This is a genomic window from Vibrio sp. Of7-15, from assembly GCF_022347565.1.
Classification (GTDB): Bacteria; Pseudomonadota; Gammaproteobacteria; order Enterobacterales; family Vibrionaceae; genus NORP241.
Genome location: NZ_JAKRGH010000008.1, coordinates 89,840 through 110,745, shown reverse-complemented (window position 1 = coordinate 110,745; position 20,906 = coordinate 89,840). Strand labels below are relative to the sequence as shown.

General features: G+C 40.8%; 20 protein-coding genes. 5 read left to right on the top strand and 15 right to left on the bottom strand.

Features of this window, described 5'->3' with window-relative positions; translation table 11 throughout:
• The first annotated feature begins 39 nt into the window (after window positions 1-39).
• Window positions 40-1,629, top strand: coding sequence for a hypothetical protein (locus MHO82_RS11115; RefSeq protein WP_239184017.1), 1,590 nt, complete (start codon window positions 40-42; stop codon window positions 1,627-1,629).
• Between the two features lie 115 nt (window positions 1,630-1,744).
• Here the strand turns inward: MHO82_RS11115 and MHO82_RS11110 are convergent, their stop codons facing one another.
• Together MHO82_RS11110 and MHO82_RS11105 are read right to left on the bottom strand one after the other, a co-directional pair.
• Window positions 1,745-3,427: an RluA family pseudouridine synthase gene (locus MHO82_RS11110; protein WP_239184016.1), complete on the bottom strand. Its 1,683-nt coding sequence runs from the start codon at window positions 3,425-3,427 to the stop codon at window positions 1,745-1,747.
• A gap of 363 nt (window positions 3,428-3,790) precedes the next feature.
• Window positions 3,791-5,419, bottom strand: a complete 1,629-nt coding sequence (locus MHO82_RS11105; protein WP_239184015.1) for a methyl-accepting chemotaxis protein — start codon at window positions 5,417-5,419, stop codon at window positions 3,791-3,793.
• Between the two features lie 869 nt (window positions 5,420-6,288).
• On the opposite strand from MHO82_RS11105, the gene MHO82_RS11100 reads away from it, so the two are divergent.
• Both MHO82_RS11100 and MHO82_RS11095 read left to right on the top strand, forming a co-directional pair.
• Window positions 6,289-7,017 carry a transporter substrate-binding domain-containing protein gene (locus MHO82_RS11100; RefSeq protein ID WP_239184014.1) on the top strand — a complete coding sequence of 243 codons (729 nt, stop codon included), beginning with the start codon at window positions 6,289-6,291 and terminating at the stop codon, window positions 7,015-7,017.
• Window positions 7,018-7,176: 159 nt separating this feature from the next.
• The gene (locus MHO82_RS11095; protein WP_239184013.1) at window positions 7,177-8,244 is read left to right on the top strand and encodes a tyrosine-type recombinase/integrase; all 1,068 of its coding nucleotides are present in this window, start codon (window positions 7,177-7,179) and stop codon (window positions 8,242-8,244) included.
• A gap of 110 nt (window positions 8,245-8,354) precedes the next feature.
• Here MHO82_RS11095 and MHO82_RS11090 read toward each other — a convergent pair whose 3' ends face one another.
• Window positions 8,355-9,614 (bottom strand): D-amino acid dehydrogenase, encoded by a 1,260-nt coding sequence (locus tag MHO82_RS11090; protein WP_239184012.1) that lies wholly within the window; start codon window positions 9,612-9,614, stop codon window positions 8,355-8,357.
• Between the two features lie 115 nt (window positions 9,615-9,729).
• Here MHO82_RS11090 and MHO82_RS11085 point away from each other — a divergent pair, with 115 nt between their 5' ends.
• Window positions 9,730-10,635 (top strand): LysR substrate-binding domain-containing protein, encoded by a 906-nt coding sequence (locus tag MHO82_RS11085; RefSeq protein ID WP_239184011.1) that lies wholly within the window; start codon window positions 9,730-9,732, stop codon window positions 10,633-10,635.
• Between the two features lie 19 nt (window positions 10,636-10,654).
• Here MHO82_RS11085 and MHO82_RS11080 read toward each other — a convergent pair whose 3' ends face one another.
• The 3 genes from MHO82_RS11080 to sigZ all read right to left on the bottom strand — a co-directional run bounded on the left by MHO82_RS11080 (window position 10,655) and on the right by sigZ (window position 13,225).
• Complete coding sequence (locus MHO82_RS11080) at window positions 10,655-11,188, bottom strand: cytochrome b/b6 domain-containing protein (protein WP_239184010.1); 534 nt, start codon at window positions 11,186-11,188, stop codon at window positions 10,655-10,657.
• A 240-nt stretch (window positions 11,189-11,428) separates the two neighbouring features.
• Window positions 11,429-12,472 (bottom strand): tryptophan--tRNA ligase, encoded by a 1,044-nt coding sequence (gene trpS, locus MHO82_RS11075; protein WP_239184009.1) that lies wholly within the window; start codon window positions 12,470-12,472, stop codon window positions 11,429-11,431.
• Between the two features lie 207 nt (window positions 12,473-12,679).
• A complete protein-coding gene (gene sigZ, locus MHO82_RS11070) occupies window positions 12,680-13,225 on the bottom strand; it encodes an RNA polymerase sigma factor SigZ (RefSeq protein WP_239184008.1) in 546 nt (181 codons plus the stop codon).
• A 222-nt stretch (window positions 13,226-13,447) separates the two neighbouring features.
• On the opposite strand from sigZ, the gene MHO82_RS11065 reads away from it, so the two are divergent.
• A complete protein-coding gene (locus MHO82_RS11065) occupies window positions 13,448-14,242 on the top strand; it encodes a transporter substrate-binding domain-containing protein (protein WP_239184007.1) in 795 nt (264 codons plus the stop codon).
• 108 nt (window positions 14,243-14,350) lie between these two features.
• On the opposite strand, the gene ureG is transcribed toward MHO82_RS11065, so the two are convergent.
• The 9 genes from ureG to urtE form a co-directional block, all read right to left on the bottom strand.
• Window positions 14,351-14,980, bottom strand: coding sequence for an urease accessory protein UreG (gene ureG / locus MHO82_RS11060; RefSeq protein ID WP_239184006.1), 630 nt, complete (start codon window positions 14,978-14,980; stop codon window positions 14,351-14,353).
• 17 nt (window positions 14,981-14,997) lie between these two features.
• Window positions 14,998-15,696 carry an urease accessory protein UreF gene (locus MHO82_RS11055; RefSeq protein ID WP_239184107.1) on the bottom strand — a complete coding sequence of 233 codons (699 nt, stop codon included), beginning with the start codon at window positions 15,694-15,696 and terminating at the stop codon, window positions 14,998-15,000.
• Between the two features lie 10 nt (window positions 15,697-15,706).
• The gene (locus tag MHO82_RS11050) at window positions 15,707-16,309 is read right to left on the bottom strand and encodes a HupE/UreJ family protein (RefSeq protein ID WP_239184005.1); all 603 of its coding nucleotides are present in this window, start codon (window positions 16,307-16,309) and stop codon (window positions 15,707-15,709) included.
• A 72-nt stretch (window positions 16,310-16,381) separates the two neighbouring features.
• A complete protein-coding gene (ureE, locus tag MHO82_RS11045; RefSeq protein WP_239184004.1) occupies window positions 16,382-16,831 on the bottom strand; it encodes an urease accessory protein UreE in 450 nt (149 codons plus the stop codon).
• Between the two features lie 64 nt (window positions 16,832-16,895).
• Entirely contained in the window at window positions 16,896-18,599 is a 1,704-nt protein-coding gene (gene ureC / locus MHO82_RS11040) for an urease subunit alpha (protein ID WP_239184003.1), read from the bottom strand.
• Between the two features lie 4 nt (window positions 18,600-18,603).
• Entirely contained in the window at window positions 18,604-18,966 is a 363-nt protein-coding gene (locus MHO82_RS11035; protein WP_239184002.1) for an urease subunit beta, read from the bottom strand.
• Window positions 18,967-18,972: 6 nt separating this feature from the next.
• Complete coding sequence (gene ureA / locus MHO82_RS11030; RefSeq protein WP_239184001.1) at window positions 18,973-19,275, bottom strand: urease subunit gamma; 303 nt, start codon at window positions 19,273-19,275, stop codon at window positions 18,973-18,975.
• A gap of 43 nt (window positions 19,276-19,318) precedes the next feature.
• Window positions 19,319-20,212, bottom strand: a complete 894-nt coding sequence (locus MHO82_RS11025; RefSeq protein WP_239184000.1) for an urease accessory protein UreD — start codon at window positions 20,210-20,212, stop codon at window positions 19,319-19,321.
• Window positions 20,209-20,904, bottom strand: coding sequence for an urea ABC transporter ATP-binding subunit UrtE (gene urtE, locus MHO82_RS11020; RefSeq protein WP_239183999.1), 696 nt, complete (start codon window positions 20,902-20,904; stop codon window positions 20,209-20,211). Before urtE ends, MHO82_RS11025 begins: the two co-directional genes overlap by 4 nt.
• Window positions 20,905-20,906: the final 2 nt, after the last annotated feature.

The window sequence follows — 20,906 nt, the reverse complement described above, 5'->3', positions numbered from 1 at the left end:
GATTAACTATTAATGATGTTTATGTAATTAGGATTATTTATGGGTGTGGATTGCACTTTCCATCCGGTTAAACCAGAAGAAATCGATCAATTTGTGTTTAGCGTGTTTGATGAATCAACGTTGGTTAAAGAGCGAGTAAAATCGCTAACTCAAGTACCAGAAGATTCTCGTTATTTGGTGGAGACGCTATACCCTGCTATTGTGGATTATGACCCTGATGATGATTTTTCAGCCAAATTTGGGTTTGCCGCCGCTGGGATCTTAAGTTATTTACATCCTTATTATTATTCTAGAAATTTTACTCTTTTCGACCTGAGTATTATTGATGACCGCTTTTCACCGCTGCTAAGTGGTATCCAGCATCATCGAGGCGACTTTCCACATCATGTTGTTCCGGAATCTCCCAATTATTGTCTTGGTTATTATGTTACTCCAGAGTCTATTCTGCCTTTTTTGAACTTACTTAAATCCGAAGACGTCCAGAAAAAACTTAACGAGCAAGTGGATGAAGATAATCTCAGTAGCTTGTTTGCTGTTCTTTATTATTGTCAGAAAGGTGGACTGGGCTTTTATGAAGCCAATGAAATCGTGACACCATTTAGCGGTGAGTTTTATGGTTGTAGTCATAATTTACGAGCACCGTATTTAGACAATATGGATGATGACTCCACTGCACGAGAAGGCAAGTTTTCGTGCTTCCACCTACGAGTCCATAATTTACCGGAATCGGCAATTAACAGTGAAGACTTTTTAACCAATATCAAACAATGGATTTATGAAGAGCCTTTACTGCCTCCTTTAATCAACATTTTTGAAAGCGACATTAAACCACAGTCTCCACCGCCAAAGAAAAGAAGTGGAGGTGAAGTTTTCATTGACTATGCTGGTGCCTATAATGAGCCGACGACGCTTGAAATCTACACTGTCTCACCATATTTAGTGCTAAAGCCCGAGCAGTGGACTGAGACCATTAAAGAAAAGTTACACAGTCAACTCCTTGGTTTGGTGGGGGTAGATGCCATCGAGATGATTTGGGATGACAGTTCTGGATCCGATGCGAATGATAACATCAACGCAAACACGAATAATGCCGTTGATATTCCATCACAAGAAATGCAGCTTAATGCACTACCTCCTACTGGATTTGAACCTAAACACCTGCTGCATGGGTTTAGTGCCTGTTTTGACTGTGATGGTGATCAAGTCTTATTAAAACTCAATGCATTAGGAAAACGAGAAATTTGGGTTAACGGTGAACAATGCATTAGTACTCACAGTTTCAATACCAATTCGAAGGATAGTTTTCTGGTCAACGGAAATGAGTATGAGGTGGCAATACGTTCCGTGAACGTTATGGAAGCGGCCAGTATGATTGTGATATCTAAAAACAAGCAGCCTTGCTACATGTTTGCTACTAAGTTACGCCGAATGGATATGCCAACCAAGCTCGCGTTGAAATATAAGTTGCTATATCTGCTTCCTTTCATCGCTTTATTTGCTTCAATGTTTGTGGTTCGTTTACCGGGGCCTGCTTTATTCATTGCTGCGTTATTAGGGATGTTACTAACGTCATTAGCAGACAAACGCTACTTTCTTGATATTGAACCCATTTACCCTGATGAGTCTTAACGAGGAAGCTGTTTTATTAAAGCCCATGTTTTTATCTCGCGTGCAGTTAACTACGCATAGGTAACAAATTCATAGAAAAAGGCGGGAGAGTAACCCGCCTTTATCGTTGTTAGAGCTAAAATTCAGCATCAACTTGGAATGTCATTTGCTCTTTTGTTATTGGGTGGCTTAGCGATAGCTGCTCTGCATGAAGATGAAGTCGATCGCTTTTTAAACCGTAAAGATCATCACCGACAATCGGCATTTTTAACCCTTGATGATGGGCACAATGAACACGCAGCTGATGGGTTCGGCCTGTTTTCGGGTATAAATAGACTTTGGTTGTATTGTCTTTTTTCTCAATGACTTGCCAAGTTGTTTCTGCTGGCTTGCCATGTTCGTGGCACACAAGCTGACGCGGCCGATCGTCAGGATCCCCTCGCATTGGTAGGTTAATCATACCTTCTTCATCTTGCAGAGTACCACTTAACATTGCAACGTAACGCTTTTGAATAGCGCGGGTAATAAATTGTTTTTGTAAGCTTTTATTGGCTCTTGGTGTAAGTGCGATCACCATCAAACCGGATGTTGCCATATCCAATCGATGAACAATAAGAGGTCCGGTGGCATCAGGGAAACGCTGTTTTACTCGTAAATACACCGAATCTTCGATGTTTTTCCCTGGAACCGACAAAAAATCGGCCGGTTTATTGATGATCAATATGTCGTCATCTTGATGGATAATATCAATGTCTTTCCCTTCTGCAGGGTTGATCAACAGCGGATTTTCATCCATAGGAAGATCTTGCAGCATGTGCCCTAAAATTGGCTCACACTTACTTTGACACGCGGCATAAAATTTCTTGTGTTGCCTGATCTCAGATTTCGGTGCTACTCCCCACCAGAACTCCGCCAAAGCAAGGGGTTTCATGCCCCATTTGAATGCGTATTGTAACAATTTAGGCGCAGCACATTCCCCAGATCCTGCTGGTGGAACGGGATGAGTCGCACTGTTAAAGATGTCGTTTAAATTCTTTTCATCGCCATGTGTATTTAAAAAACGATATTGATCAAACAGCTTTTTTTGTAATCGAGATGACAACGTTTTTCTCGTATTTTTTAAGTTTTCAATTTCATTCGCCAGAACCTGCAGCTGCTGTTCGGCGTCATTGACTTGTTCATCCCAGTGTACTTTCAGATCTCGTAACTGATTTTTATCTTGAACGCTTTCACGGCTAAGCTGGATAAGGTGAGGTTTTGCCTCATCCGGTGTCATGGTGGACTCAATGTGCGCACGTTGTTCTTTTCGTTTTTTTCTCCCTTCAATCATTTTTTGCCGATGGGCTTCAATCTGATCTGCTGCCGAATCTGTGGCAACAATCACAGCTTTTTTTAACACTGCTAACTTAGGGTTTGCCTGTAACTTTTTAATATTTTGATTAATAACATTAATTTCATCTTGCTCTGAAAGAAAAAAACTCTCTTGCGATAACATGTCATACACTGGCGGCACGAAATGCGCCAAATGGTTGCTGTCAGCGACTTTACCCGAATAAGCCGCTAAATAACCCACTTCGCCTGTTTTCTTCTGCACAAGTAGCACACCAAACATTTTACCCACTGCGGAATCGGTATCACCCGTCAGGCCAAAGTTGTGTTGCCACTCCGTTTGCGTTTCTAAATAATATTGAAGCTCATTGGCCGCTAATAAACACAGCGGGTGTGGCTCATAATAAAATGGAAAAGTGAATCGCTCTGGTAACGCATACTCATCGATGGATGCTTGGAAAGAGGTAAAACAAGTTTCTTGGCTGTGCATATTTTTATCTACAGTGATGAACATTGTGCCGCAAAGAGCATAGCATCTGGGCAGCAGTTAAAGTATGGCGATTCTACCCCGTCAGACAAGAGATAGCACTATGCCATCTTATTTATTGATCGATTTATAAGAAAGAAAATGAACGAAATCATTAAAACAATGACTTAACAGGGCAACTGATTAATGGAAAAACTTGGCATGATCAGAGAAAGTCACTGTAGGCAGCGCATTCCCAAAGAAAACGGAATATGGTTAGATGGGTATTTTCACACTATTTAAGAATAGTGATTTTTAATCAGAGCAATAAAAAATCCCTTATTCAGTTACCTAAATAAGGGATTGTTCAGCCGATTTTAAAACTGATTACAGTTTAAAGAAAGAGAGCTGTTGTTTTTGTTTTTCAGCAAGTTGAGATAGCTCACTGCTTGCGCTGGCACTTTGTGTAATCCCAGTCACATTCTGATTTACTAGCTCAGACATGGTATTGATATTACGGTTAATGTCTTGAGTAACCTGCGACTGTTGCTCTGCGGCCGTCGCAACTTGAGTATTCATATCATTAATATTGGCAACAGATTGAGTAATGCCTATCACAGAATCATTGGCTTGTCGGCTTAGCTCTTCTGTGCGCGTTAACATCGTTAAACTTTCTTGCATACTTTGATTTGCTAATACCGATTTTTGTTGCAGCTCTTCAATAATGGTTTGAATCTCTGCTGTTGAATCTTGAGTTCGTGCTGCAAGCATTCTTACTTCATCGGCGACAACAGCAAACCCTCTTCCCGACTCCCCTGCACGCGCAGCTTCAATGGCAGCATTCAGAGCTAATAAATTAGTTTGATCGGAAACACCACGGATAACTTCAACAACAGCGTTAATTTGCTCTGATTGATCTTTCAATTGTGTCACGACTTGAGCGGCGTCATTCAGTGCAGTCGACATTTGGCCATTGGCAGTATCCACTTCTGAAAATACATCTAAACTGGCATTGGCAAGCTCATCCGCTTGTTTCGCAGTAGAATCTGCCGCAGTGGCATTATCAGAAACATTGTCAGCCGTACAAGAAAGTTCTGTTACCGCAGAAGCCACCTGATCAAGTTCATTTTGTTCTTGATGTGCATTAACTTCCGCTTGTGTCATAACAGAAGCAAGCTCAGTGGACGCCGATGCAACTTCCTCACTGATACGCGTTAGGGCTTCAACCGTTTCATGAAGTTGAGTGACGGTTTTATTCACATCCCCACTTAATTGTGAGATTTCATTATCACCATCTTGATCGGCACGAACGCTCAGGTGACCTTGAGCAAGTTGGCGCATGACTGTTTGCAGTTTCGTAATTGGTGTCACAATTAAGCCAGATAACCACCACGCCGTGATCATGGCGACAACAAATACCGCTAAAATGATGTAGGTGGCTGTTGTTTTCACTTGCTCATTATGAGCGATGCTGTATTCAAGGTCTGTAGTGGCAAATTGATTAACACGTTGTGATAATGAATTGATCGCTTGAACCATGTTATTACCCACTACACGATAGTCTGCAAGAAAACGAGTAAATTCATTATCAGAAAGCTTTCCGCTATCGTATTGATCTAAAATTGGCACAGCACGGCGAGAATAATCGACATACGAGTTAATTGCAGATTCCACAGCATTTACTGACGATTGAAAATCAGGAACGCTTTCTAAATCTTGTAAATATTCTTTTATCTCTTTTGATGCACTGTTTAACTCAGACTGAAATTGCTTTCGGCGTTCGGCATCATAAACAGCATATACTGCACTGATACGTAACGGATAAACTTTATCATCAATGTTGGCAAGAGTATCTTTATAAAAAACCAAAGAATGCGTATTTTGTGCCATATCTTTTTGTTCTTTATCTAGGTTCACTTTTGTCACGAAAAGCGTGCCAAACAATACAAAGATCAAAAGAACAACAGGTAATAAGACCTGTTTACGGATGGATATATTTTTTAGAGAAAATGTCATAAATACTTCTTATCATTAAATATATGCATCCTTGCCTATGATTTTATAGAGCCCTAAATATAGATCTAGATCACACAAATGTCCATATAAATCGTAATTGTATTATGAATAAGAGTAAAAATTTTAATTTATTTCCAAATATTAATAACCTTAAAGGCGAACATATTTATTTTGTTGATGTTTCTTGTTCAATTGATTAAATAAAGCCTATAGAAAGTTATAAATATATTTAAACTTTCAATGTTCAATCTGAATAACAATGATTACGGTTTATTTTTTTTTATATCTATATCATCAGAATTTAAATTTTACAGTATGTATATATCTCCCATACACTAAACTCTCAAAAGAATAAAAATACAAAGATTGTCTCAAATTTAAGACGGCAACGTATATTCTATATTTTTAGGACTGATAATGGGCTTATCTCTGAAAATTTCTCTTATTATTCAAAATATCTTTCACATCCGATTTGCTTAACAGTCTTCCCCACATACAAGCGTGCCTGCATAAATGGTGGTGATCAACTCACTCACAACATCAAGAAATCTAATCTCCATATAAATAGTTAGATGTTTTTAAGTACTTCGCTTCTAGCGATACGATCATCTCGTGCCCTTTTCCATCATCAGATATCCTGACCGTTAACGTTAAAATATTTAAGGTTGAGTTTGGGTTAATATCAATCTGCCGTATCCATTTTTAATGCTCTACAGTTTTAATATGAAAAATATCAAATAAAAAGCTAACAAAAGTACTATCTCGATCTGTAAAATATTAAAAGTGACAGTGTCTCGTATTTTCATGCTTGATAAAAAAATGGGCTATACTTTGTAAATACAATGAAATAGATAGGGTAAGGAAGTCATTTGGGCAAAAAATTAGTTTTTTTTCTTACCTATATTCTATTGTTACCTACTTTTGCTCAGGAACTAAGTATTGTCACGGAGCAATACCCACCTTATAACTATCAAGAAAACGGTAAAATCGTTGGAGTCAGTACTGAAGTTATACAAGCGGTTCTAGCAGAATTGAATATAGAAGCGGAAATATCAATTCTTCCATGGTCACGTGCTTTAGATAAAGCCAAACGTGAACAAAACGTTCTAATTTACAGTATTAGCCGGATACCCGAACGAGAGATTCATTACAAATGGGTTGGCGTGATTGCCAGTATTGATTTTTACCTTTTTGCTCTTGATGAAAGAAAAGACATTACCATTGATAAATTAAATGACGCAAAAAATTACCATATCGCCGTTGCACTTGGAGATGCACAAGAACACTTTTTCTCACGTCATAACTTCCCTAACCTCCATCGTGTCCCCTCTCATGAACAAGCGATGAAAATGCTGATCAAAGGCCGAATCGATTTATGGCCGATTTCTGATTTTTCTGGTTACTACTTTTTGGATAAGAACAATTTATCTTCCGATCGAATTCGTAAGGTTTATAAAATCAATGAAACCAGTGATGTGATGTATATGGCTTTTGGTGCTAAAACCTCAGATGATGTAGTCAATAAGTTTCGAACTGCACTGGAAACCATAAAGAAAAACGGCATATACGATGAGATACTAAAAAAGCATTCCAGGTAATATTGATCTGATAAACAATCACCAAAACACACAGAGATCTTCAATGAGTAGCGTATAGATCTAAATAGGATCTCAACTGTAATGAATTTCCATTAATTACAGTTGAGAATAAGCGGTTTTACTGTAAAATTAGCCCTTCAAGTGAAGGAAATATAACGAATGACAAAAAGTATTACTTATTTAGAGCAAAAAAACGTCGATATAAGTAAATTACGACCTCAACATCTTAGAAAGATCTTAGATAATCCAAACGTAGACAGTAATAATGAACAGATCATTTCTGTTGCTCGCCAGTTTTTGGATGAGTTTTGGGCCCGTAAAGGTGGCTATCGTGATAGTTCTTGGACCAAACTTCAATCGCACTGGCGATCTTTTGATCTATTTTGCCAAGAAAATAACCTTCCCTCCTTGCCTACAAACTACCAAGTAGTGACGAGTTATCTTAAATTCAGGGCGTTACAGTGTCACAGAAATACATTGAAAGCAGATTTATGGGCGATAAACACCATTCATTTTGAGGCAGGATTTCCAAAACCTTGTGATGACCCCGTCATTAATGATGTGCTTAAGCGGTTAACTGAAGATAAAGTAATTGGTGGCGAAAAAATCAAACAAGCAACACCAATTAATATTAAGCACTTGAATTTATTGGTCAAATTGTTATCAAATAGCGATAGATTAGTGGATATAAGAGACGCTTGTATTTTATCGGTGGCCTATTGTTGCTTATTACGCGGCTCAGAACTGAGAAATATCAAGCTGCATGATATCAACTTTCAAGCGAATCTGCTGACTATCCCGTTTACTAAAACGAATCACAGTGGTGATCCAGATATAGCCGAAATAAGTGACAGTGTAATAAAACTATTTCAGCGCTATATCGAGATGTCTGGCCTAAGTTATTTTGAAGATGGAGAGCGTTATTTTTTCACTTCAATTAATAAACACAATAAGCTGAACAGTCGCAATACAAAACTTTCTTCTTCACGATTAGCCGATATCTATAATAGAGCTTTTTCTTTGGTGGGAAACATGTTTCCTCCAAATACACCTAAGTTCAGTACTCACTCTACTCGTGTTGGTGCTACTCAGGATTTATGGAATACGGGTAACGTCAGTCTGGAAATGATCATGGTTTTGGGCCGCTGGAGTAAACCTGAAACGGCATACCGCTATGGTCGAGGCCATATTCCTAGTTCAGGTATTATGAATAATCTAATGGGATAAAGTAACAACGTACTTTTGGGTTGCTACTTTTATCTACCCCATATCATCGATTAGGAAAACTTAAGCAATGTTCCGTGATTATCGTTAGTATATGACAGCAGCTGCTATTTTCAACTTGCGTAATATCTCCCGATGTTTAGGCCCTCAGGATCTATATCGGTTTGTTTGTTTGAAACAATATCAGATAATAACTTGGCTGATCCGCAGGCCATTGTCCAACCCAATGTTCCATGACCACTGTTGGTATAAAGATTAGTAATGGGGGTTTTACCAATAATAGGTGTGCCGTCGGGTGTCATTGGTCTTAGACCAGTCCAAAATTCTGCTCGATTTAGATCTCCCCCTTTTGGGAATAAATCTTTTACTACCATCGCGATGGTTTCTTTACGCTTTTGAGGTAGTTCAGTATTAAAACCAGCCAGCTCAGCAGTACCAGCAACCCTAATACGATCATCAAATCGGGTGATTGCCACTTTATAGGTTTCGTCCATGACAGTCGATACCGGAGATAAGTCTGAATTTATAATCGGTAAAGTCAAAGAATACCCTTTTACCGGGTAGATAGGAGATTTTAGATCTAATTCACGCAGTAATTGAGATGAAAAGCTCCCTAGTGCTACAACATATGCGTCGGCTCTTAATTTCCCAGAAGAGGTTTCAACCGACTCTAATTTATTATCAACGACATTTAGTTTGGTAATGTTCGTATTAAATGTAAATTTTACCCCTTCACTTTCAGCCAAAGTAGCCAACTGTTGGCAAAATTGATAGCAATCACCTGTTTCATCGTCGGGCAAATGCAATCCACCGATGATTTTTTCTTTTACTTCTTTCAGGCCAGGTTCGATCTCAAGACAAGAGCTCGCATTAATTTGTTGAAAGTTGATATTACTGTCTGACAACAATTTGAGATCTTTTTGTATCGCTTCAATTTGTTGTTCAGAGCGAAATACTTGTAAAGTTCCTTTCTGGCGTCCTTCATAAGATAAGTGATAGTTACTTCTTAATTCTGCCAGGCAATCACGGCTGTAATTGGCAATACGGAGCATGCGACTTTTATTGATACTATATCGCTCTAAATTACAATTCATTAGCATTTGAGACATCCACATGTATAGCTGTGGTGAAACAGATGGTTTAATTTTTAATGGTGAGTGTTTCTGCAGTAGCCACTTAACCGCTTTATTTGGAATACCGGGAGCGGCCCAAGGTGACGAATAGCCGTAAGAAATTTGTCCGGCATTTGCATAACTGGTTTCATCTGCGCACCGGGCTTGCCTATCAATCACAGTGACATCGTGCCCTTGCTGACGTAGATACCAAGCTGACGTCAAACCGATGACTCCACCGCCTAAAACAATCACATTCATTACACATTCCGTTTATTTTTGTTGTCGTATTCACAAGCTTGGATTAATTACATGTTATTAACAATCGATATTTATTAATGTAAGCGTATAGATTTTCTATACCCTGGAATGATGAATGCGAATTGGCGGTAAAAATGTATCTGGTTTGACGGCATTTGAAATGGCAGCAAGTTTAGGCAGTTTTACTCAAGCTGCACAAAAATTGCACATTACAACGGGTGCGGTGAGTCAGCAGATACGCTTATTAGAACAACAACTAAACTTAACATTATTTGAAAGACACTCCAGAGGGATTACACTCACCCGATCTGGTGAGCAACTGTTTCATGTGGTTCATCGTAGTTTTTCAGATATTCAGCAATGTATTGAAGAGCTACAACAAAATATCTCCGTTTCAGGTGAAGTTAGGCTAAAGCTTACTCCTTCTTTTGCTTTTAAGTGGTTAGTTCCACGCCTACCGAGTTTTTATCAGCTCTACCCTGATATCTCAATCCAGACTTTTGCTGAAGGTGCATTAGTTAATCACCAAGATACAAGCTTTGATCTCGTGATTGATTATGGAAAGTGCCCATCAAATACACCTAATGCGCATGAGCTAATGCAAGAGAAGTTAATTCCAGTTATGAGCCCAACCTATCAAGCACTTTATGATTGGGAGTCTGCGATCAATAAAACTCAACATGACATATGGGATAACGTGACACTGTTACACGATGCAATGCCCTTTCAAGAAGTTAAAAAGGATTTTGAATGGCATTTTTGGTTTAAAAAAGTGGGAATACAAGCTGATAGTCAACGCGGCCATTTTTTTAATCGAACTGATATGGCCATGGCAGCAGCGGAAGCTGGAGTCGGTGTCGCCATGGCAAGGTATGCTCTCGTCGCGGATGATTTTGAAAAAAATAAATTAGTATCGCCATTTGATCCTATTTCTTCTGAAGCGAGTTATTTTTTAGTTCAGCATCGCACTTCCGATCCAATAGAATATTTTAAGCAGTGGTTATTGAAACAATGCCAATAAGAAGCTTAGTTTCAAATAGTTAGGAATATAACGTAGGTCCTATCATTCGGTATAACACATTATTTTTTCTGACATAGTGATGATGTAAAGCTGCACAGGCATGCAGTAAAACCAGCAGAGTTAATCCAGCACAACTCACACGATGTACTATGAAGAACATGTCATTGATCTCAGGGTCGGAAATTGGATTAGGTATCGAGATTAGCCAAAAAAGCATGTAATCATTTTTAAGCATCAGAAATCCACTAATGAACACGATAGCCATAAAAGCATACAAGAATACATGCACTATTTTTGAAGCGACTTTCTGAATGGTACTTTCAGGCGTTGGTTTGTGTATATCAGGTCGATTAAATTTCCATATTATTCTGATAAAAAATAAGAAGAAACCAACCGTTGCTAGTGACATATTCAATACGGACAGAAAATCAAATAGATGAGGGTGACTTTCAATAACCAAATGCATTATATAGCCTGCAAGGGTGGCATAAATAATAATCACAGCCATAATCCAATGTAATAATCTTGTTAGCTTGTCATAATAATCATTCATAAACATCCCCTATTAACTGATAAAAATAAAGTCAAAATCAATAAGCGAAATTTTTAATGTATAAGTATCTCCTTATTGATCTTTTACTAGATAAATCTTGGCATATTTAAATGTTATTTTTATTATTTAATTTACTTTTTGGACTGAGTGTCTATTTAATATAGCGCAATAAAATTATAGTGCACTAGAGATATAAAGGCATCGTATTTAATGCCTAACTTATATATGAGAAAGTAATTTTTAAAATATAGCTAGCCCAAATGCGCTTTTAACATCTGATACTACTTGCTCAGTTTCTTCTCGTGCTTTCAGTGTGCCTTCCTTTATTATTTCAATTAACTGTGCTTTATCAGACATATAATCTGTGCGCCTTGAACGTATTGGCTCCAACAAATCTTGTAAGCACTCTTCTAATATTTTCTTCGTTGTGCCATCTCCTAATCCTCCATCACGGTATTGTTGTTTTAATTGCTCAACATAGTTTTGATCAGAGTGAAATGCATCAAGATAAGTAAACACGACGTTACCTTCAACTTGGCCAGGATCTTCAATATTCAAGTGATTAGGATCGGTATACATAGACTTCACCGCTTTAGATATTATTTTCGGTGTGGAATCAAGTAGAATAGTGTTTCCCATGGATTTAGACATTTTATTTTTACCGTCGGTACTTGGTAATCTTGGTACTCGACTCAATAGTGGCTTACATTCAACTAAAATATTCTCTTTTGCTATATTATTCATTTTTCTTACTATTTCATTGCTCTGTTCCAACATGGGTAACTGATCATCACCAACGGGGATTAACGTTGCTCTAAAAGCGGTTATATCCGCAGCTTGACTGATTGGGTATGTTAAAAAACCCGCAGGAATAGAGCGACCAAACGCTTTATTTTGAATTTCATTTTTAACGGTCGGGTTTCTTTCTAACCGAGCAATAGACACTATATTAGAATAGAACATGGTAAGTTCTGCCAACGCGGGCAATGCCGATTGTAAACAAATTGTCGTTTTCATCGGATCGATGCCAACAGCCAAATAGTCGGCCACCACATTTAAAATGTTAGAAGAGACCTTCTGCGGATTATTTCCATTATCGGTTAAGCCTTGCATGTCTGCCACTAAAATAGTCTGATCATGCTTCTCTTGTAAATGAACTCTTTGCTGAAGTGAGCCAATATAATGGCCAAGATGAAGCTGCCCTGTGGCTCTATCCCCTGTTAGGATTTTCTCTTTTGATACAGTGGTTTTATCTGATGCAGTAAATGGAAAAGTTTTCATCATATATCTCCTAAATAGACCACCGGAGACATATTACGTTATTCAATCGCTGCCATCCGGCGGCGTTTGAATAAAAAGATTCAGTGCCGCTCTATAAGAAAGAGCGCCACCAAGAAATTGTAAGAAATGAAGTTGAATAAATAGTTTTCATTCTTTTAACATATCAGCCTTATATTTTATCTTCAAGTGATAATATCCACTTATTTATAATCAACAGTGATTACATTGCCCTTTTTTGGAGTCAAAATCGATAATGTTACCGTGTTTGTCTAATGAAAAATGACAACATTCCTCAAATAGCCCTTTTAATTTACCGCGACTAACCTGAACTCGTGACTTTAACGTTGAGTAGCTGATTCCATTATCCAAGGCATATTGTTTTTGTGCTTTTCCGTTGATATCAATCGCTCGTAAAAGTTCAGCATTCTCAGCTGGCAACGCATTAATAAATGGTTCGATACATTGAGCCAAACTTATTTGAACTGAAGATTCACTTTCATCAAAAACCGTATTGAAGTCTGATTCTTGAGTGGGAAGTTTACCTTGAGCACGGTAAAAATCAATAATGCCATTATTTGCAACTTGAAACAGCCAAGCCTTAATACTTTGCGTATCTTTAATCGTACTTAGATTATTGAACGTTTTTATTAAAACATCTTGAAGAAGATCGTCAACATCATCTGGATTGGAAATTTTAGAATGTAAAAACGCTTTTAAGGCCGTCTGATATTCTTGCCAAATCTGTTCAATTGTCATTATCCGCTCCTATGAACATCGATTTCCAAATGCAGGTATGCTTTCGTGCTATACCACTACACCGGACTCATCATAAGGTAAGGCCTATATCTCCTCACTTGAGTTGAAATGATAGCACTTCTTGTTAGCCCTTTTAAGCTGGTAAATTTTTAAATTGAATAGCGTCTTAACAATAACTAAAGAGCTATACTTTTAACACCCACTTCTTAGTTTGATAACAATTTGTTCCGTATTCTACTTGTTTGTTTAGTCAGCACTCTTCTACAATTTTCAGCCACAGCTCCTGATGAACATAGCTTCATTCTTGAAGTCAGAGCTACGGGGGATAACTGGTGCCCTCAACAATGTCCTGGAATACCAAATAAAGCAGGTTATAACATAGAGTTAATCACTGAATCTTTAAGAGAAATGAATGTCGATTTTCGCTTTTTCTATCAAGATTGGCCCAAAGCAACGGCCACTGTCCAAAAAGGGTATTACGATATTTTACTGACTTCTACCAATCCTAGAGCTTTAGCGCTCAATCAGCCCGAGAGTCCTTTGTCACACCAATCATGGTGCAGTTACCAACGTTACTCTTCTGAAATAGTGCGACAAAACTTGACTGATCTTAAAGATCTTAGAATCACCTATTTAAAAGGCAGCCATTTAGGAACAGAATTAACAGCGCATCTGAACGATCCTGTGAACAATCTTTCCATCACACTGGTAGACAATCAATTTCAATCTTTGCCTTCTCTTCTGTTCCAATTTTTATTAAATAAAAGTACCGACAGTATTGTACTACCAATGGATCTGGCAAATTTTTATTTTGAGTTAAATCACGATGTCAAAAACAAAGTTCGACTGGGTTACTGTACTAAGCCGCAACCAATGTATGTGGGTATATCTCCCTCTGATCCTAAGCGTTCAGAAGAGCTGATTCGAATTCTGGATAGAGGTTTAAAAAAACTAAAAGCAAAGGGGCGTTACGAAGAGATAGTACTAAAATACTTTCCTAAGTCGCCGGATCGTTGATTTTTCTTAAAACGGTTTTTATGACCTATCTAATAGATAAAAAGCAAAGCTCAAATACGTTTGAAGCTTTGCCTTTTAGTGCAGCAATATTGATTGTTGTAACAGGTGCTAATTCTGAGGACTCAAGGTCAACATTCCTTCTGTCACGATAAAATCAATAATGGTATCCAATCCTTGGCTCTCTTTTAAGTTGGTAAACACATAAGGTTTTGTAGGCCTCATGCGAGCAGTATCTTGATCCATGATTTCTAAAGAAGCTCCCACATATGGCGCTAAATCAATCTTGTTGATCACCAACAGATCGGAGCGAGTGACCCCTGGCCCGCCTTTACGTGGAATTTTTTCCCCTTCCGCTACATCAATCACATAAATAGTGAGATCCGCGAGCTCCGGGCTGAATGTGGCACTCAAATTATCCCCACCACTTTCAACAAACACCACATCGAGGTTTTTATGGCGAATGGCTAACTCTTCCACCGCCGCTAAGTTCATTGACGCGTCTTCCCGAATTGCCGTATGTGGACAGCCACCAGTTTCCACCCCTATGATCCGATCTGGGGCTAACGCTTCAGCACGCGTTAAAATTTTCGCGTCTTCTTGCGTGTAAATATCGTTTGTCACCACTGCAATGTTCAACTTGTCTCGAATGGCTTTGCACAACACTTCAAGTAATGCGGTTTTACCTGAGCCTACAGGGCCACCAATGCCGATTCGTAATGGTTGTTTGTATTGTTCCATACTGTCTCTCTCACAATTTATGATCGGAATAACCGAGTGTATTGAGTTTCATGTCGGCTACTGGCGATGGCCATTGAAGGCGTAAAGCTACCAATCGCTTCGTTTTCAATCTGATTCGCCTCTTCAATCGCTTTAGGAAACAGAGCCGACAATTCTAATAAGACACTTTGCCCTGCGGTTTGTCCAAGCGGTACTAGTTTTACGCCAGCCATGATGATGTTTTCAGCCCAGCTCCATACGTAGCCTTGTTGTAAAGAAAACAAAGGGATATGCCACTCTTTCGCGGCTAAACAAAAGCCCAGTAACTGATTTGGGTGTGAGCTTTGAAGCCATTGAGGGTTAATATCAAAGTCTAGCTGTTTTAGCAGCGTAAATAGTGCTCGCCCTCTTTGTTTCTCTTCTGCTCTTAGCTCGCTGGTTTCTCGGCATGAATACAGATATTCACTCCAGTAAGATATTGAATCGACATCATTAGTTTCAATAGCCTGATAATAACGCTGCATAACAGGTAACTCTAACGTGGTGATACTGTGATTAAGCATAACCGTCAACCACTGTAGCATTGAGTCTTTATCCTCAACCCAGCCAGATTCCACCGCCCACTCTAACCCTTGTGAATAAGTAAAGCCTCCGATCGGTAACGACGGGCTGATCAGCTGAAATAATCTGAATGTTGCCAGCTGATCTTCATGACTGGTGCTTAACGATTTCTCCATCATATAGACCTTAAGCGGATAACATGAGGACAAAGCCAGAAGCACCAATGCCAACACCTACCCATTTACTGGTAACGAACTGGCCCAAACGATATCCGCACGCCATCAATGCTGCGGCTGACAGCAACATGCCACTGCCAAAACCGTAGACACTTCCTTGCGCTTCGGCACCATGAGCAATTCCGTGGAAAAACAGCAAACCGCCAGCAACCACAGACAATAGTGATAACAGCTTCTCGGGCGCTGAAAAAGCACACCAAATACTCATACCAACCAACGCAATAGAAGCAGAAATAAGAATCTCAACCGCGCCGAGAGCGCCAGCTAAATTGCCAATAATAAAACCAGCCCCTAAGCTCGCCAGTGCTAAAAAGGCCATTAGCCATGTTTTCTGTGTATTTGTTTGCTTTACGTTGCCCGTAACTTGTAGGCTACGTGTTAGCAGTAAGCTCAGTAAAATGCCAAACCCAAGCAACATGACTAAATGATCCAATCCGGTAATGGGGTGTAATACCCCCTGTATTACAGAGTTGTATTCGCCATGCCCTGGGTGAGAAAACGCCGACGTACTTGCAAATAGTGCCAACGCTGGAACAAAACGCATTATGTTCATAGAGATTTCCTTATCGTTTTTAGTTTTTGACATTAAAAATGAAAATGGTTGATAACATTCATTCTTAAAAAATTAATGATGGTGATGATGGCCACCAGACGAACCACCATAAGCGCCGCCTTCAGGCTCAAACGGCGCGACTTCCGCCACCACATCGGCCCCCAAGCCTTTTACCATGTCATCCAGTACGTGATCATGCTGGTAACGAACCCAACCCGCTGCCACTTGTAAAGGCACATGGCGATTACCTAGGTGATAACTCACACGAGTCAGCAATAAAGCATCATTACAATACACTGTGGACACTTGTTCTGGAGCGGCTTTGATCTCGACGCACAAACCGCATGTACTAATAAGCTGCTCGCCACCTCGTAAAATATGGCCACGAGGTAAAAACAGCCCGGCATCACGGCCATCATCTAAGCGCACTTTTAAACGGCTTTTTATTCGGCTATCTATGGGCAAACTTAGATACGCATCTGCCTTAGAGACAGGGTGCGACAATTCAACTAACTCGATCATGATTATCCTTTTTCAATCTTGGAAAACTCTTCTTTAATCAACAATGCTCAAAACACGTTGTCTCTTAAAATAAAAAGTAGCGCTGCGCCATGGGCAATTCAGTCGCGGGTTCGCAAATTAATAACTCCCCATCCGCCCGTACTTGGTAAGTTTGAGAATCCACTTCAATGTTTGGCTGCCAGCTATTAAGCTTCATGTCTGATTTTCGAATATTGCGGCAATTGCTCACAACGCCAATCAAACTGCCTAACTCTAATTGGCTATCAATACCGAGCTGTTTGGCCTGTTGAGAAACAAACAATATGGAGGTTTTTTGTGATGCCTTGCCATAACTGCCAAACATCGTGCGATAGTGAACAGGCTGAGGAGTAGGTATAGAGGCATTGGGATCCCCCATTGGTGCCATGGCAATCATGCCCCCTTTAATGATGCAACTTGGTTTCACGCCAAAAAAGGCTGGCTTCCACAGCACTAAGTCTGCTAATTTCCCCACTTCAATCGAGCCCACCTCGTGTGCCATCCCGTGGGTAATGGCCGGGTTAATGGTGTATTTCGCTATATAACGCTTTAAACGAAAATTATCGCTGTAACTGGAATCTTCCGGCAGGCTACCACGCTGTACTTTCATTTTGTGGGCCGTTTGCCAGGTTCGTGTGATCACTTCACCAACTCGTCCCATGGCTTGTGAGTCAGAGGCGATCATCGAAAATGCCCCTAAATCATGCAGAATGTCTTCCGCAGCGATGGTTTCACGGCGAATACGAGATTCCGCAAAAGCCACATCTTCGGCAATAGACGGCGATAAATGATGGCATACCATCAGCATATCCAAATGCTCATCCACCGTATTCACCGTATAAGGGCGTGTTGGATTGGTGGACGAAGGCAACACATTGGCTTCACCACAAGCTCGAATAATGTCTGGTGCATGACCGCCACCCGCCCCTTCAGTATGGTAAGTATGAATAACGCGATCGCCAATCGCCTCAAGGGTTGATTCAACAAAGCCAGATTCATTCAAGGTATCGGTATGAATCGCCACTTGCACGTCGGTTTCATCGGCCACCGTTAAACAGTTATCAATGGATGCTGGTGTAGTACCCCAGTCTTCATGGAGTTTTAAACCTACTGCCCCAGCCGCCACTTGCTCATACAACCCTTGCGGCAAACTCGCATTACCTTTGCCAAGTAAGCCAAAGTTCATGGGAAACTCATCAAGCGACTCTAACATTCGATGCAAATTCCACGGTCCCGGAGTACAGGTGGTGGCGTTGGTTCCTGTAGCAGGGCCAGTGCCTCCGCCAATCATGGTGGTGATCCCGGAAGCAAGCGCTTCTTCTATCTGCTGCGGGCAAATAAAGTGAATGTGTGAATCAATACCACCAGCGGTTAAGATTGAGCCTTCCCCAGCGATAATTTCGGTTCCGGGGCCAATCACGATGGTCACGCCTGATTGCACGTCTGGGTTGCCCGCTTTGCCAATCCCTGTGATCCGACCATTTTTTACAGCCACATCCGCTTTCACGATGCCCCAGTAATCCAAAATCACTGCATTGGTGATCACCAGATCCGGTGTTTGGCTCGATGGCCGCTGGCTTTGACCCATGCCATCTCGGATCACTTTCCCACCGCCAAACTTTACTTCGTCACCATAGACGGTGTGATCTTTTTCCACTTCCAACCACAGCTCAGTATCTGCCAGTCGCACACGATCACCGACCGTTGGACCAAACATCTCGGCATACGCTTGTCTTGAAATGCGCGTCATCTGCTTATCCTTGTGATGATTCTTCCGGATCTATTGCTCCCATGATCTTGCCTTGAAAGCCATAGATGATCCGATCTCCAGCGTACTCCACCAGCTCAACCGTACGCGATTGCCCCGGTTCAAAACGCGTTGCCGTACCCGCTGGAATATTTAACCGATACCCTTTGCAATTATCTCGCTCAAAAGTCAGCGCTTCATTCACCTCATAAAAATGGTAATGAGATCCAATTTGAATGGGCCTATCCCCAACATTCTCGACCTGAATGATCTGAGTTTTTTTTCCTTCATTGAGCACAATGTCACCTTGTGCCGATTGAAGTTGTCCGGGAACCAGTCTTGTTAGGTTTGTGGTTGAACAATTTGACATATACCCTCACACAATCGGCTCATGAACCGTGACGAGCTTAGTGCCGTCCGGAAACGTGGCTTCGACCTGAACATCTGGGATCATAGACGGGATCCCCTCCATCACATCTTCCACCGTTAAGATCGTACGGCCATAATCCATCAGCTCGGAAACAGTTTTTCCTTCGCGAGCCCCTTCTAAAATCGCGGCGCTGATCAAGGCTATGGATTCTGGGTAATTTAACTTCAGCCCTTTGTCTTTTCTCTGCTGAGCAAGCAAACCGGCACAAAAAATTAATAATTTGTCTTTTTCGCGTGGAGTCAATTCCATTGATGTCTCCCGTTTTTATTCATTCATTTTCACCGAGTTCAGGTTATGTCGCCCAGATACGCGGGTTACAGGGCGAAATACCCGTCCACTCCTGCCTGATTGCGCGCCAGATTTCAATAAACGTGCTCAGTATCCGCTCACTCCAATAGCTCAGTGCCCGAACAATCAATAAACCTTCAATGTGTGTAACACCAAGCACCAACTCTTTCTCACCATGCTGGCTCTGTAGTTGAGAGAGCAAGCCTTGTACCAAATTAAGCTCATATTCTTGATGGCTGGTAATAAATAGCGAGCCCATCATGGGGTAATTCAATAAGCCCTTGTTTAACATTAATTTATCGTCACCACGCAAATTAATGTGTTCAGTAAGCAACCGCACGCCAGATTGAAAGATTTGCGTTTTCCCGGTAACTCTCCCTTGGTCAAATCCCTCATTTAGTGCAGGACGCCCAAAACAGTGCAGCTCCCAGCCCATGAACTGGGCATCATCAGCAAGGTGAATGTCCGTATCGACCCGTGCTTCTGCCCCCGGAAAAAAGATATTTTCTTGTGGTAGCCACTCCAACCGTGCGCCACTTTGTACGTGCAGGATCTGCTTTTGTTTCGCGATTTTTTGCTCAGAGCGATAAAATTTCGTGGCCCCCGGCGTCGTGACTAACGCCTGTGCCCCTTGATAACAACAAGCTTCAATAGTGAGTTCGTCACCACCCACCACACCACCCGGCGGATGCAGAATATAAGTGTGGCAAACTTTACCTTCTGGGTACAAAGGTCGTTGAATGGCAAGAGGCCCGCGTTGCTTGCGTTGTTTGATAACGGTTTTGTCACCTCGGTTGGAAAACCCCAATGTTAATTGCGCCTTCCAGCCCTCATGCTGACTGTTAAACCGAGTAGCAAACTGGCCCTGAGTTAAATGAGACAATAATTGTTCCGTCATACCGTAAGATACTCCTTAATTAAGTTGTCATTTAACTGCTCCATATTGCCCGTCGCCACAGATCGGCCCCGATCCAAAATACAAAACTGATCGCCCACTTTTCGTGCAAAAGGCAGTTTCTGCTCTACCAGTAACACGGTTAAACCATACTCTTTATTTAAAGTTTGAATGATGTCGCCAATTTCTTGAACAATATTGGGTTGTATGCCTTCGGTGGGCTCATCCAAAATCAATAAACTGGGATTGACTACCAAAGCGCGGCCAATGGCCAATTGCTGCTGCTGACCACCAGACAGATCGCCGCCACGCCGGTGAAGCATTTCTTTGAGTACAGGAAAAAGCTCAAAAATAAACGCCGGAATAACCCGATCTCCTTTCGCCCGAATCGGCAGCCCCACTTCAAGGTTTTCTAATACCGTCAGCATGGAAAAAATCTGTCGCCCTTGCGGCACATAACCCACCCCAAGGCGTGGCCTTTGCTCGGCACTTTCTTTAACAATACTCTGCCCATTTAACAAAATGTCGCCGTCGCTGACTTTCAATAACCCCATAATGCATTGCAACGCGGTGGTTTTCCCCACCCCATTTCGACCCATTAACACCGTGCATTTCCCTTTCGGAACCGTTAAATCCAAATCCCACAAGGTGTGGCTTTCTCCATAGAACTGATTTATCCGTTTAAGCTGCAACATCC